This is a genomic window from Chryseobacterium capnotolerans (assembly GCF_021278965.1).
In the GTDB taxonomy this organism is placed as follows: domain Bacteria; phylum Bacteroidota; class Bacteroidia; order Flavobacteriales; family Weeksellaceae; genus Chryseobacterium; species Chryseobacterium capnotolerans.
The window spans coordinates 4,987,309-5,001,374 of sequence record NZ_CP065589.1 but is presented as its reverse complement, the minus strand read 5'-3'; the positions used below and the strand labels follow the sequence as shown (position 1 = coordinate 5,001,374).

At 37.2% G+C, this 14,066-nt stretch carries 11 protein-coding genes, 5 tRNA genes and 2 pseudogenes; 4 read left to right on the top strand and 14 right to left on the bottom strand.

The window, feature by feature from the left end; all coding sequences use genetic code 11:
* Nucleotides 1-51: 51 nt before the first annotated feature.
* The 4 genes and pseudogenes from H5J24_RS23830 to H5J24_RS23815 form a co-directional block, all read right to left on the bottom strand.
* Nucleotides 52-2,072, bottom strand: a pseudogene (locus H5J24_RS23830) (flotillin family protein).
* Nucleotides 2,073-2,190: 118 nt separating this feature from the next.
* Nucleotides 2,191-2,847 (bottom strand): hypothetical protein, encoded by a 657-nt coding sequence (locus H5J24_RS23825; protein WP_068941296.1) that lies wholly within the window; start codon nucleotides 2,845-2,847, stop codon nucleotides 2,191-2,193.
* A 3-nt stretch (nucleotides 2,848-2,850) separates the two neighbouring features.
* Nucleotides 2,851-3,552: a PspA/IM30 family protein gene (locus H5J24_RS23820; RefSeq protein ID WP_068941293.1), complete on the bottom strand. Its 702-nt coding sequence runs from the start codon at nucleotides 3,550-3,552 to the stop codon at nucleotides 2,851-2,853.
* A gap of 19 nt (nucleotides 3,553-3,571) precedes the next feature.
* Nucleotides 3,572-3,967: a YbjN domain-containing protein gene (locus tag H5J24_RS23815; protein ID WP_068941291.1), complete on the bottom strand. Its 396-nt coding sequence runs from the start codon at nucleotides 3,965-3,967 to the stop codon at nucleotides 3,572-3,574.
* Nucleotides 3,968-4,091: 124 nt separating this feature from the next.
* On the opposite strand from H5J24_RS23815, the gene H5J24_RS23810 reads away from it, so the two are divergent.
* A complete protein-coding gene (locus tag H5J24_RS23810; RefSeq protein WP_068941289.1) occupies nucleotides 4,092-4,703 on the top strand; it encodes a helix-turn-helix domain-containing protein in 612 nt (203 codons plus the stop codon).
* Nucleotides 4,704-4,841: 138 nt separating this feature from the next.
* On the opposite strand, the gene H5J24_RS23805 is transcribed toward H5J24_RS23810, so the two are convergent.
* From H5J24_RS23805 to H5J24_RS23785, 5 genes are all read right to left on the bottom strand, one after another.
* Nucleotides 4,842-4,925: transfer RNA gene (locus H5J24_RS23805), tRNA-Leu, on the bottom strand.
* 49 nt (nucleotides 4,926-4,974) lie between these two features.
* Nucleotides 4,975-5,059: transfer RNA gene (locus H5J24_RS23800), tRNA-Leu, on the bottom strand.
* 122 nt (nucleotides 5,060-5,181) lie between these two features.
* Nucleotides 5,182-5,265: transfer RNA gene (locus H5J24_RS23795), tRNA-Leu, on the bottom strand.
* 6 nt (nucleotides 5,266-5,271) lie between these two features.
* A tRNA-Gly gene (locus tag H5J24_RS23790) sits at nucleotides 5,272-5,347 on the bottom strand.
* Nucleotides 5,348-5,351: 4 nt separating this feature from the next.
* Nucleotides 5,352-5,433 (bottom strand) — tRNA-Leu (locus tag H5J24_RS23785).
* A 179-nt stretch (nucleotides 5,434-5,612) separates the two neighbouring features.
* Between H5J24_RS23785 and H5J24_RS23780 the strand changes: the two genes are divergently transcribed.
* The 3 genes from H5J24_RS23780 (at nucleotide 5,613) to H5J24_RS23770 (ending at nucleotide 7,571) form a co-directional block, all read left to right on the top strand.
* The gene (locus H5J24_RS23780) at nucleotides 5,613-5,990 is read left to right on the top strand and encodes a DUF3127 domain-containing protein (RefSeq protein WP_045492249.1); all 378 of its coding nucleotides are present in this window, start codon (nucleotides 5,613-5,615) and stop codon (nucleotides 5,988-5,990) included.
* A gap of 62 nt (nucleotides 5,991-6,052) precedes the next feature.
* Nucleotides 6,053-6,706: a leucyl/phenylalanyl-tRNA--protein transferase gene (aat, locus tag H5J24_RS23775; RefSeq protein WP_068941288.1), complete on the top strand. Its 654-nt coding sequence runs from the start codon at nucleotides 6,053-6,055 to the stop codon at nucleotides 6,704-6,706.
* Nucleotides 6,693-7,571, top strand: a complete 879-nt coding sequence (locus H5J24_RS23770) for a DMT family transporter (protein ID WP_068941286.1) — start codon at nucleotides 6,693-6,695, stop codon at nucleotides 7,569-7,571. Before aat ends, H5J24_RS23770 begins: the two co-directional genes overlap by 14 nt.
* A gap of 307 nt (nucleotides 7,572-7,878) precedes the next feature.
* Here H5J24_RS23770 and H5J24_RS23765 read toward each other — a convergent pair whose 3' ends face one another.
* The 5 genes and pseudogenes from H5J24_RS23765 to H5J24_RS23745 form a co-directional block, all read right to left on the bottom strand.
* Entirely contained in the window at nucleotides 7,879-9,261 is a 1,383-nt protein-coding gene (locus H5J24_RS23765) for a tetratricopeptide repeat protein (protein ID WP_068941284.1), read from the bottom strand.
* Between the two features lie 208 nt (nucleotides 9,262-9,469).
* Nucleotides 9,470-10,441 (bottom strand): quinone oxidoreductase family protein, encoded by a 972-nt coding sequence (locus H5J24_RS23760; RefSeq protein ID WP_068941282.1) that lies wholly within the window; start codon nucleotides 10,439-10,441, stop codon nucleotides 9,470-9,472.
* A gap of 422 nt (nucleotides 10,442-10,863) precedes the next feature.
* Nucleotides 10,864-11,487 carry a Crp/Fnr family transcriptional regulator gene (locus H5J24_RS23755; protein WP_228407587.1) on the bottom strand — a complete coding sequence of 208 codons (624 nt, stop codon included), beginning with the start codon at nucleotides 11,485-11,487 and terminating at the stop codon, nucleotides 10,864-10,866.
* Nucleotides 11,488-11,490: 3 nt separating this feature from the next.
* Nucleotides 11,491-12,872, bottom strand: a pseudogene (gene glmM, locus H5J24_RS23750) (phosphoglucosamine mutase).
* 69 nt (nucleotides 12,873-12,941) lie between these two features.
* Nucleotides 12,942-13,955, bottom strand: a complete 1,014-nt coding sequence (locus tag H5J24_RS23745) for a DUF4421 family protein (protein ID WP_068941278.1) — start codon at nucleotides 13,953-13,955, stop codon at nucleotides 12,942-12,944.
* Nucleotides 13,956-14,066: the final 111 nt, after the last annotated feature.

The window sequence follows — 14,066 nt, the reverse complement described above, 5'->3', positions numbered from 1 at the left end:
CTAACCTATTTTAAAAAATTGATTATCAATAAATTAACTGTTCTTTATATATTAAACATGGTTATTGTTTACCGGTTTATGTTCTACACCCATATGTCTGGCCATATCAAGGGCTCTTTCCAGAATTCCTTTTTCCTGTTGATTGGCTACACCGTTCAGTTTAAAGATCAGGGAGGCGATACTCATGTTCTTGATATCATCTGATGAAATATTGTATTTGTCTACCATTCCCATTACTTTAGCAATGATATTTTCACCGTCTCCCAACAGGTTTTCTCTCACCATCTGTGCATTTTCACTATGGCTCACGAATTTATCCAATCCTTTTCCTGCTGAAACCTGACGGATTACATTATCAAAGAATGTATTATCACCTCCTACAATATCGATCTTCGCTGTTTTGAATGCTTCTGCCAATACCAGAGACTGAGCTTCTGCAATATCTTTCTGGATAGCAATTTCTGCTAACTCTACTTCTTTTTCTTTGTTCAGCTTCAGACGGAATTCCTCGTGATCTTTTCCTGCATCGTTCAGTTTCTTCATCGCTTCTGCTTTTTCATTGATACCCGCAGCTTCTGCCAATGCTTTTTCTTTAATCACTTCTGCCTGTGCAATTCCTTCTTTCCTCACTGCTTCGGCCTTTTTCTCAATGACTACTGCTTCTACAATTCCTTGTCTTTCTGCAGCATCTGCTTTTGCGTGCAGCACCTGAGCTTCAGATAACCCCACAGTAGCTTCTTCTTTTGCTTTAGCATCTGCAATGATCTTACGTGCCTCTGCTTCTTTTTCTGCTGCATCTCTCTTCGCCTGTGCTTCGATCACATATTTCTGAGCATCTTTTTCTGCGGCCAGTTTACGCGCTTCTGCTGCTCTGGTTTCTTCGATTAATCTTTTCTCTGCTTCCTGAGTAGCGACTGTAATTTCAACCTGTTTGTTTCTTTCAGCCGTTTTGAAAGCTTCCAGATCTTTAATTCCCTGCTGCTCTTCCACTACCGTTTTCTCCATGGTCAAACGTTCGCGGATCGCATCCTGAATGCTTTTCTTTTCTATTTCTATCGCTTTCTCTTTTTCAATCTGGGCAAGGGAAACAATTCTTTCTCTTTCTGTAGCCTCTAAAGCTTTGTCTTTTAATACTCTTTCTGTTTCTACCAGATCTGCACGTTCTTTATTTTTAGCGGCAATCACCACCTGGCGAAGTTTATTTTCTTCTGCAATCTGTAATTTCTCTTCCGTTGCAATACGAACGGTTTCATATCTCAGGCGTTCTTCTTCTTCTACTTTTAAGATTTCAGCATTTTCACGGGCTTTGATATTGGCAACTTCTCTTTTTGAGACTCCTGCTTTTCTGCCAGCTGTTTTTCAAGCTCAAGAATAGCTTCTCTGGCTTCTACATTCTGTTTCGTAATTGTTTTTTCCTCATCACGACGAACCTGATTGGCTTTAATATTCTGTGTTGCTGTAAGTTCTGTAATTTTCTTAATTCCCTCAGAATCAAGAATATTGTCTTTATCTAATTTATCGATGGAAGTCTGTTCAAGGTAGTCGATCGCGCAATCATCTAAAACATAGCCATTTAAGTCTGTTCCGATGATATCAAGGATTTCCTGACGGAATTCACTTCTTGCTTCGTATAATTCAGTAAAATCAAATTTCTTTCCTACTGTTTTTAGGGCTTCTGAAAATTTAGCTTCAAAAAGTTCTCTTAGTGTCTGAGCATCAGATGCTCTCTGACAGCCAATCGTTTGAGCTACGTTGACAATATCATCTACTGATTTATTCACACGGATAAAGAATGCCACCTGAATATCTGCTCTCATATTGTCTTTACAGATCAACCCAGCCCTTCCTTCTCTTGATATCTCCAGTTTTTTCACGGAAATATCCATAGATTCCATACGGTGAATGATAGGGATAACGATTCCTGCATTAAAGAAAACTTTTGTGCCACCATAACCGGTTCTTAAAATAACAATTCCCTGAACGGTCTTTTTATACATGGATAAAATCCAGAAAATCAACCCGATTGATGCTACTGCAACAATGATAATTCCAGCAATTAATGGTAAGTTCATAGTTTTATAAGTTTAATAGTTTATATATAAATGTGTTTTTTTTAAAAGGTGTTGAGAAAGATCTGCAACATATAGTTCAACATGATTAAAAATAAGCTGAGCATGGTTATTGTTTTTTTTAGTATCTCATGGACTTCTGTACATAGTAAATTCGTTTATCGAGGTCTTCATCCACAATCATGACATGAGTACCATGTTCCAGCTTCGTTCCGTCATTACTTCTTACCATTAAGGTCATAGGATCACTTCCGATAAAGACTTCCATCATTCCTATTTTATCTCCCTGAATGCTTGATTTCAACCTTCCCTCTCTTCCCAAAAATGCATAAGAGGCTTCTCCTTTGTGGTTAATCTCCTTGAAAAAAGGATTTAAAGGTTTCAGAATTACCTTTGTAATTAACATTCCTGCGATAAAAAGCGGAAATAAGATTAATATTCCTGCCCATGTTGGCAGTGGAATGAAATAGGTAAGATAAAATGATCCTAACCAGGTAATCAATAAGGAAAGGGTAAGAAAATAGGTGACCGGAACAATATCCAGATTGAGAAACTTCAGGAAATGCATCCACGCAGAAGGATCGTGATCTGGTGCATGAAGGTGTCCATCCGGAAGGTGGGTATCTGTACCCATGTCCAAATCGGAATGAATACCTACATCAATATCCAATCCAGTGATAATGGTAAACAGCCAATAGATCACAGACAGTGCAAGCAATACGCTTAATACTGTATTTACTGGTGAAAATGCTATGTTTAAAAATTCCTGAAAGGTCATATATTAGCCTTTTTTAAGTGTTTCCTTTAATCTGCTTAAAGCTTCTTCAGCTTCTGTATCGTTGTTGTTTACAATGGCATCTATCTCTTCATCAATCGTTTTTTCTGATTTTGTAATATCAGAATAAGCTTCTGCCAGTGTTTCCTGCTGTACCACTCTTTCTTTCAGCTTTTCCAGCATGCTTACGGTACTTCCGTTATCCATCTGGGTCATCTTCTGATTAATATCTCTGGTGGCTTCACTCACCTGTACTCTTGCCTTTAAGGTTTTTAATTCGTTTTCCCATTTGGCAATACTGGATTTCAGATGATTGATTGTTACCTGCAATTTTTCGCATTCGGCATGAAGCTTTTCATGTTCTTTGTGCAGCTTTCCGGCATTTTCCTGAGAAGAGGCCTGTCTTTTTAAAGCTTCTTTAGCCAGGCGGTCTGCTTCTGAAGCTTCTACCTCTCCTTTTTCGGCTTTCTGGACGATAACTATTGCTTTATTGTAATAGTCTTGTGCGGTTTGTTCTTCTGTTTCCGCCTCATTTTTCTTACGGATGGCAAGCGCTTTTAACTGAGCAAGTGATTCAACACTTTTTCCCAGTTCTTCTTTCATTTCACGGATTCCCTGTTCCGTTACATTGATAGGATCCTCAAAGTTGTCGATCACAGAATGGATCTCTGCTTTTCCTATTGTTAATAATCTTTTGAAAATGTTCATTTTAAATATCTTTTGTGAATTACTTACTCATTTCAAGCATCTCATTGGTAAACTCGCCTACCAGAATTCCTAATGAATTGATGGATGCCATTACTTCATTCTGTGCCATATGGTCTGTAGGAAGGGTATCTCTGAAAATCACCCGTTTTCCTGTACTGTCTAAAACAAAAGCTCCATGCACGATATCTCTGTTTTTCTGAAGCAGTCTTCTAAAGGTTTGTTCTGTAGGATTTTTTATTTCGAAAAGAAACTGTTCCATAATAAGGATAGAATCTGATATAATAAGGATCATATTTTTGATTCCGTTGGATTCTTTTTCAATGATTAAGATTCTCTGAGCCTCATCTTCCAGGGTAATGTTAAACTCGTAATCTAACAACCACTCTTTGACCGTTCTAAATATTTGATTTTTCATGCTGGCTGGTTTAGTGTTTTGCTTTTTCGTTCTACACAAATATACCATAAAATTTTCAAATTGCAAATATTTTTAGCAATCATTTATTTAAGTTTCTCTATCTTTGCAAAAAGATTAGACAAAAATGAGCTTCTTTGGAACTAATATTAAGAAAATAAGACAGGTTAAAGGGCTAAGCCAAAAGGCTTTTGCTGATTTATTTGACTTAAACAGAGGAGTAATAAGCTCTTATGAAGAAGGACGTGCAGAACCGAAGATTGAAACCATCCTAAAAGTGGCCAGCCATTTTAATCTTGATCTTGATAAATTACTAACCGAAACGCTGCAAGTAAACCAATTAGCAAGTGTTTCAGACATTGACCAACTGATGCTTTTCCCGGAATTAGCCATCAGCGAAAGAAAGGAAGCTGCAAATCCTAGAACAAATAACACTGAAAACAGTTCTGTTTTGCAAAAAATATTAGCATCTGTAGATCTTGTCTATGAATTTACTCCAGAAAAGCAATTGATCTCTCCTTATCATTATGGAGATATTTTATTTCTGAATAAGGGAGATGCCCAAAAAGATTCAATTTTTCAGCTACTGGAGTACACTGATGGTATTTTACATTATGCATCTCCTAAAAGCAAGGATCTTTATAAAATTGTAGGCCATGTTTCTACTGCAGAGAAGAACGTTTTCACAGATATCTTCGAAAGGTTGGAAAGGCTGGAAAGAAGCAACAATAATAATTGATGCTATTCTTACCAATAAAAGAATATATTCAAAGCTCTTTACAATAAAATGTAGGGAGCTTATTTTTTGGATATTATTTTATATTCAATGAATACAAGAAACAAAAAACCCTCCGTATTCAAAATACAGAGGGCTTTGTACCCCAGACGGGACTTGAACCCGTACGTCCTTGCGGACACAGGATTTTAAGTCCTGCGTGTCTACCAGTTCCACCACCAGGGCTGGTGTGTGGTACAAAAAAAGGATTTGAAAACAAATCCTATTGTTTGTATGGTGCGGATGAAGGGACTCGAACCCCCACGCCTCACGGCACCAGATCCTAAGTCTGGCGTGGCTACCAATTACACCACATCCGCTGGTTATATTGATCTGTTTTCACAGATTCAAAATCAATTCTCTTACAAATATAAGAAATTCTATTAAAGAACACTCTCTATATAAACAAAAAACCCTCCGTAACGAAATACAGAGGGCTTTGTACCCCAGACGGGACTTGAACCCGTACGTCCTTGCGGACACAGGATTTTAAGTCCTGCGTGTCTACCAGTTCCACCACCAGGGCATGGTGTGGAGCGAAAAACGGGATTCGAACCCGCGACCCCAACCTTGGCAAGGTTGTGCTCTACCAGCTGAGCTATTTTCGCATAGTGCGGATGAAGGGACTCGAACCCCCACGCCTCACGGCACCAGATCCTAAGTCTGGCGTGGCTACCAATTACACCACATCCGCTGGTTTTTTTGTATTGTAAGTTTTAAAGAGCTTGCTTCGTTTTTGTGAGTGCAAATATAGGACAATTTCCTTTACCTCCAAACTTTTCCGGGAAAAAAATTAAAATTTTTAGTTTTTTTTTCAGCGGCACCTATTATTACATTTCATTTTCTTATTTTTACAACGTTAATAATTACGATATGGAATTACAAGGAACGGTAAAGAAACTTTTTGAAACTCAAACTTTTGCAAGCGGATTTCAAAAAAGAGAATTGGTTATTTTAACCCAGGAACAGTATCCACAGCCGATAAACATAGAATTTTTATCTGATAAAATTAGTTTGTTAGATAACCTTAAAGAAGGTGAAAATGTAAAAATAGGAATCAACATCAGAGGTAGAGAATGGGTTTCTCCGCAGGGTGAAACTAAATACTTCAACTCGATTACAGGATGGAAAGTAGAAAAAGTTTTTGATAATGGATCAGAACCTACTCAGGCTATGCCTCAGCAGTCTGCTTCTCCTGTTTCTAACGAGAATCCGTTTGCCGGAGATGACGATGATGATTTACCTTTCTAATTAAAGAATTAAGATCAAATATAAATCCTGCTTTCCTAAAAGTGGGATTTTTTTTCTAAAAAATGGTCCGACTAGACGAAAACGAGATTTCATTTCCCGATCCTGAAGTATATGATGGGCATGACGGGCTGATTGCCTTTGGCGGAGATCTGTCTGTAGAACGTATTTGGTTTGCTTATCAATTGGGTATCTTTCCCTGGTACAACCCGGGAGAAGAAATTTTATGGTGGAGCCCGGATCCGAGATTTATTTTAATCCCTGATGAAATAAAGGTTTCCAAATCGATGAGAAAGATCTTAAACAGGAATGTTTTTACTTTTTCAGAGAATAAAAACTTCAGGGAAGTCATCAAAAACTGCCAGCAGGCTGAAAGAAAAGGCCAAACCGGCACCTGGCTTTCTGATGAACTGATGAATTCTTTCATCAAGCTTCATGAATATGGCCTTGCCAGAAGCATTGAAGTATGGCAGAGCGGAGAACTTGTAGGTGGTTTTTATGGTTTACAGATTGGAAATGTTTTCTGTGGTGAAAGTATGTTTGCCAAGGTAAGTAATGCTTCCAAAGCAGGATTTATCCATTTTGTAGAAAGCAATAAAGACCAACTAGAATTAATTGACTGCCAGTCTCATACTGAACATTTGGAAAGCCTGGGCGCTAAAATGATTCCCAAGAAAGAATTTTTAAAAATCCTACACGAAAACAATGAACGCAGATAAAGAAAAATGGCTTCTTCTGGCCACTCTAAGTATTATTTGGGGATCGTCTTTTATTTTGATCAAAAAATCACTGGATCATTTCAATCCTTACCAGGTAGGATCGCTAAGGGTTCTTATTGCCGGAATTATTTTACTTCCGGTGGCTATTTCCAATTATAAACTTTTTCCGAAAAAACATTTAAAGTGGCTTATTTTAGCTGCATTTACCGGAAACTTTATCCCGATGTTTCTTTTTCCGATTGCAGAAAAAGAGATATCCAGCAGTATTGCGGGAATCATTAACTCAATGATGCCTATTTTCGTCATTATTGTTGGCGCTTTGGTATGGAAGTTTGAAACCACGAAGAAACAGATCATAGGAGTTATGATAAGCTTTACAGGAGTCTGTATCCTGGCCTTTGGGGGAGGAGACAGTGGTGAGCTTAAGATGATCCCTATTTTGCTGCTATTACTGGCTACTTTATGTTATGCAATGAGTACAACCACTGTGAAATCAAAACTTATGGATGTTTCTTCTGTAGTTTTATCTTCTTTTATATTTTCTTTTGTTTTAATTTTTCCCTCCATAATTGCCCTCACAAGTACCGGATTCTTTTCTGAATTTAGCTTTTCAAAAAACAATATGCTTGGGCTTATGTTTGTAAGTTTACTTTCTATTTTTGGAACCGGCCTTGCCATGACCATGAATTATCGATTATTGAAAGTATCTACTCCTCTTTTCGCCTCAACGGTTACGCTTATCATGCCTATTGTAGCAATTATTTGGGGACTCATTGATGGGGAAAAACTAACGATTATGCAATTTATTGGTGCAGGAATCATTATTGCGGGGTTGATCTTTTTAAGAAGCAATCCGAAAAAATAAGGATAACATGCTGGGAGCTGGAAGATGGAGGCAGGAAGTTTATTGTGGTTATATAATTCACTAATTATTTTCAAATAAATTTTATTTTAACGCAGAGTTCTCAGAGAATTTTAAAAATGGGCTTATGAAACGTTCACAAAGGCGTTTCAATTAGCGATGTTCACATTCCTTGCTGAACAAAGTGCCCTTGCGCACGAAAAATATCCATCTAATTTTATACTCCTTGCGTATTGTTTGCGTTAAAAAGAACATTTTATCAATAAAAAAACCTGCATCTCTGCAGGTTTTTACGTTATTTGGAGTTCATTTAGTTCTTTTTCTTCACTTTACTCACCTTCACTTTTTTTACTTCTTCTTTGATGAAGGGATATTTCTTTTGCATATCCTTTACCAGAGACGGATCCAGTTCTAAAGCTTTCTGAAGCGATTCTATCCCTTTCTCCTGATCTTTCAGATTGAAAAAACAGTTGCTTAGCTGGTAAAATAATTCCGCTCTGTTGTGGTGCTTTATGGCTGCATTTAAAACAGTTACGGCGTCTTCATATTCTCCTACAAGCATCAGAACTTCTGAGTACGCGTACCAGTTGTAAAATCTTGACGGCTCTGCATCTACAAGCTTTTTAAGGCATGAAAGACTCTCTTCAAATTTGCCGGAATCAATGAATAAAAAAGCTAATCTTTTTTGATAATCAAGATTATTTTCATTCAACTGAGTGGCTTCTTTAGCAAAATGAAGGGCTTCAGACATCCCGCCCATTTCTTCATACAGATAAGACTGCTCCATCATCGCCAGATAAAACTGAGGATCTTCTCTCAACGACTTCTGAAATGAGTTTAAAGCCAAAATAGGCTGCTTTAAAGCTTTATTACACAATCCGATTTTATAGAAAGTAAATGCTTTGGTATATTCCAGCTCAAGCATTTCCTCATAGGTATCAATCGCTTTTTGGTATTGTCCTAAAGCTTCATAACAAGCTGCTTTATTGGCATATACTCCTACAGAATTTGAATTGATCGCTAATAAATAGTCATATCCTTTTATCGCTTCATCGAAGTTCTTCCTGTTGAAATAGAATTGTCCGTATTCAAACCAAGCGGTTTCAGAATAAGGAAATTCATCTAAATATTCATTAAGAAAGGCAATCGCCTCCTCACTCTTATTCAGGTCACTGAAGCACACCATTGCGTTTTCCAGTGAATATTCATCGGCTGGATCTTCTTTAAGTGCTTTTCTGTAATGTTTAAGAGCGTTAAAAGGATCACCCAGATTTACATATTCATCTGCAATAAAGTTGTGAAGGAAGTTTTCTTCTTCCTCCAACGTAAGGGCTTTTTTACAGATTTCAATGGATTTTCTAGGGTTACCCAGGTTCGAATAATACTTGGCGTAGCAAACTAAAAAGTCTGTATTCTCCATAGAGGAACCTTTCAGTTCGTCGATAAGATCTTTCGCCGCATTGTATTCTTCCCATTCCAGAAGAATTTCAAGTCTTTTGATCTTGATATCTAATGAATTGGGGTGAAGCTTCAGTCCATAATTAACGGCCATATCAGCGTAATTAAAATCACCAAGCTCCAAATAATAAACAATAATATCTTCCAACTCCTCTGTATCGAAGTAAAATTCGTCATTGTTTTCCATCATTTCTTCGAACTTTTTTACAAGTTCATTTCCAAAATACTCTTCCAATAGTGTCCTCTCCGTCGGCCCAATGCCTGAATTTACTTGCAGACCTCGGCAAACTTTATTAATTAATAATATATCTGAAACTGATATTCAAATATTTATGCAAAGTTGCAACTTTTTTTTGATATATCCATTTCATAAATTTCTATTATAAAAATAGTAAAAAAGAAAACCGATAAAAGAATTGTGGATAAAAAAACGGAAATTGGGGTTAAATTTTTATTACAAGCCTTTTTCCACTTTGTATCTCAGCATTCCATACCGTTTCGATATCTTTTATATCAGCCTCTTCTGTTTCTATTTTAATTTTTCCTTCCACAGCAGCCTGGAATATTTCAGGAATAATTTCTGAAAATAGTAATGCTGATTCTTCCTTCGTCCAGCTTCCCAAACCTGATCCCGAAATATGAATATCTGTTGCTCTGAGAATCTGTGAAGACAATTGGATGGTATCGCCGCTCATTCCGCCTATCGTAATCAGCTTAGTTCTATGCGAAAATGTCCCATCACCTTTAAAGGCTGATAAAATCATTTCCACAGAGTGCCCCCAGATATAATCAATCACAATATCAATAGGAGTTTCATTATGAATTTCCTTTATTTTCTTTTTAAAATCCTCATCACTTAACTTCAGGGAAACCACTTCATCCGCACCCAGCTCACGAAGCGCCTGTAGAGATTCTTCATTTCTTCCTGTAACAATAATTTTTTTAGCTCCATATACTTTTGCAATCTGAACGGCTATTCTGCCTGTAATTCCGGTTGCACCATTCACCAGAACAACGTTCCCAGACTGTATACCGGCCCTGAATTTTAATGCCATTGCAGATCCCATCACCGCATTGGGAAGGGCCGCTGCTATAGAAAAATTCAATCCCTCAGGAATAGCCACCATCATTTTAGGATTGGCAGCTGCCTTTTCTGCAACGGTTCCTTTTTTACTGAAAAAATAAACTTTTGATCCGTTTTCAAGGTAACCTACTCCATCTGAACCTACAATCGTTGGCTGATGGACTTCGTTTTCTGTAGAATAGTGCTTTCCACTGGCTCTTGCTTTATCAAGGTTTTTAATGGATGCTGCCTTTACAGTTACTAAGACCTCGTTTTCATTTGATATTTCCGGTTCCGGAAAATCTGCATATTGAGGGATACCTCCTTTTTCAAATACTACTGCTGCTTTCATTGTTTTAAATTTTTATACAAAATTATGGCAGAGAAAATGGAGGGACGATAACATTTGTTATCAGTTGGGGGAAGAAGGGCTGGAAGCTGGAAGAGGGAGGCTGGAAGTTATATGAGTCATTATTATCAATACAAGGTTAAAAAGATAAAGCCTGCGTGCAAACGAAAAATTACAAAATGCAAAAGTCACAAGATTCTTCAGCGTACTGCTTTATTTTCAGCTCGCAAGGGCGCTTCACTCAGCCATGTTCGGCTTCTTAGCTGAGCGGAGCGCCCTTGCGAACGTTTTTATAAATATTATTTTTTAATTCTTTGCGTAGGCTGCGTTAAAAATTCAATCAATCAATCAATCAATCAATCAACAACCTTCGTTTCTATATGGTCTGCGAGAAACTTCCAGCTTCCTGCATCCCACTCCCCGCCCTAAGAGCTCCTCTCTTTCAATATTTTAGCCTTTATTCGACTGAGGTGTACTGTTGTAATTCCTAAATAAGATGCAATATAATGTTGAGGAACTCTTTTAATGATTTCCGGTTTTTTTTCTGCAAGATTTATATATCGCTGTTGGGGAGTATCTTTTATAAAGGAAAAGAAATGTTTCATATAGTCGAAGATTCTTTCAAAAAGGGCATCCATAAAAAATGTTCTCATTTCAGGACTTTCATAAATCTCTTCCAGAAATGCTTCTACGTCCGGTTTTTTAATTTTATATAAAACACAGGGTTCTACTGTTTCAAAGGAGACCATACTGGGAAGGCCCTTTTTAAAGCTTTCAAGAGAAGAAAACATAGTATTTTCAAGAAAAAACTGGAATGTCACATCTTTACCATCATTATTATACCAGGCTCTTACAATTCCTTTTTCCAGATAGAATGCATTATTGGATACTTCACCTTCGTTTAAAAGCACCGTTTTAGCAGGCACTTCCATCCGCTCAAAGCAGCCTAGGAATTTTCTCCACTTCTGTTTGGAAAAGGGAAATTTGTTTTTGATATGTTCAAACATACAGGTATAAAAAAAGAACGGAGCAAGTCCGTTCTTATGCATTATTTAAATTAAACTTTTAATCTTAGCGATGATATCATCTCCTAATTTATCGGCTTCTTCCTGAGATTTTGCTTCTGTATAAATTCTGATGATCGGCTCTGTATTGGATTTTCTAAGATGCACCCAATTATTTTCGAAGTCTATTTTCACACCGTCTACAGTAGAAACATCTTCGTTCTCATATTCTTTCTCCATTTTGCTTAAAATAGCATCCACATCGATCTCCGGAGTCAGTTCTATTTTCTTTTTACCCATGAAATAGCTTGGATATCCAGCTCTCAATTCGGAAACCGTTTTATTTTCTTTTGCCAGATGGGTAAGGAATAAGGCAACACCTACTAAAGAGTCTCTTCCGTAATGAAGATCAGGATAGATAATTCCACCGTTACCTTCGCCTCCGATTACAGCATTTTTCGCTTTCATTAAGGTTACCACATTTACCTCTCCTACAGCACTTGCAAAGTATTCTGAATCGTGGGACTGCGCAACGTCTCTCAATGCACGGCTTGAAGAAAGGTTAGAAATTGCTGCTCCTTTTTTATGTTTTAGCAAATAATCTGCAACGGCTACCAATGTATATTCTTCACCGAACATTTCTCCTTTTTCATCAATAAGGGCTAGTCTGTCTACATCCGGGTCTACTACCACTCCAAGATCTGCATTTTCTTTTTTACCAATTCGCAGATATCTCCTAAGTGCTCTTTTAACGGTTCAGGATTATGCGGAAAATGGCCTGTTGGATCGCAGTACAATTTAACGGTTTCACAACCTAACTTATCTAATAACATTGGAATCGCAATTCCTCCTGTAGAGTTTACAGCATCCAACACCACTTTAAAGTTTTTAGCTTTAATGGCTTCAACATCTACCATTGGTAAATCAAGGATTTGTTGAATATGAATATCAAAAGCGTCTTCTCTGGTTTCATATTTCCCAAGATGATCTACTTCTGCATAGTTGAAGTCTTCACTTTCTGCCAAAGCAAGTACATCTGCTCCATTTTCACCGGTGATGAATTCTCCTTTTTCGTTTAAAAGCTTAAGCGCATTCCATTGTTTTGGATTGTGGGATGCGGTAAGGATAATTCCTCCATCAGCTTTTAACTCTGGAACCATTATTTCAACGGTAGGAGTTGTGGATAGGCCCAGATCAATCACATTGATTCCTAGTCCTTGTAATGTTGCTGTTACCAGTGAAGAAACCATTTGTCCTGAGATTCTGGCATCTCTTCCGATGACCAACGTTAAGTCTTTTTTATTTTTATTATTCTGAAGCCATGTTCCGAATGCGGAAGCGAATTTTACCACATCTAATGGTGTCAAGTTATCATTTACTTTTCCACCTATGGTTCCTCGGATTCCCGAAATAGATTTTATTAACGACATTCTGTTTTATTTCTTATTGATTAGTGTAATAATTTATGCGAAACAAAGATACTTAAAAAGACATTGTCCTTATAAAACAGGGATCTTTTTTTGAATTTTATCATAGGTATTCGCTACAACTCTCGGAGGTGCAAAACGATAGCCAATGTACAGTAAACCATATACGCTATTGTTCTGTACAGCTTGATTTTTTGTTTGGTTATAAGCATAGGCACTGAAATTCATTTTTCCACCGAATAAAAACCGATCTGTATTGTATCCTATATGAAGCCCGCCTTCCATTCTTAAAGTCAGATATTGGACATTCTTTATAGAGCCATCTCCAAAAACATCGCGATACGTTGAAAATTTTCCTCCGAGTCCGAGAGCCAGGTAAGGGGCAATATTTACATTTTTTCCGAGTACCCAATTGTAGAAGTAGCCCATATTGGCTCCTAATTTATACTGTGTTTCTTTGGCTTTCTGATCTTCTATTTTATTTCTTAAAATCGTAAGGTCATAGTCCAGAAACGGAACCCAGCTGCCACTGCTTTTCTTTTGCCATTCACCCTGGGTGTAGATACTTCTTGCGGAAAAGTTTTTATTCAGAATATAGGCGGTAGAGCCTCCAAAGCTTTGTACTCTTAAATCCGGGAATTGCATATAAGGATCTCCTTCCTTCCAATCAGGAAGGACTTCTTTCATATTTTCAATATAAAAGCCCTTTACATTTTTGTAATAAAGGTTCTGGATCAATCGATTAGGAAAAAACCTGACACTAAAGTCTGTATAAGAACTATTCCCTTTCAGGTCGTTGTCATTATTTCCATCAAAAAATCGGGGAGCAAAGGATATGGTAGCACTTATGATCTTATAATCTATGGAAAAGGAAACTTTTGTTTTATTATTGATAGAAAAGATTTGTTTCTTTTCGTTTCCTTCTTCGCCTTCTGTAAAAATATAACTTTCGATATTGGTATCCAGATTGGCACGAATCATTACCTGATCAGCGTAAGATTTAATATCTGTGGTATCTCTTTGTGCATTGACCTGGATAGTCAACAGTAAAACCGATGCAACAAATATTCCTTTTGTAAGACTCAATCTGGATATTTTAAATTAAAAAAATGAAAATACTACATTTTTTTCAATTACCCTTGAAATCTATATTAGGAACAGACTCTATTCCTTACTCGCTATTAACCCCAAGTACAT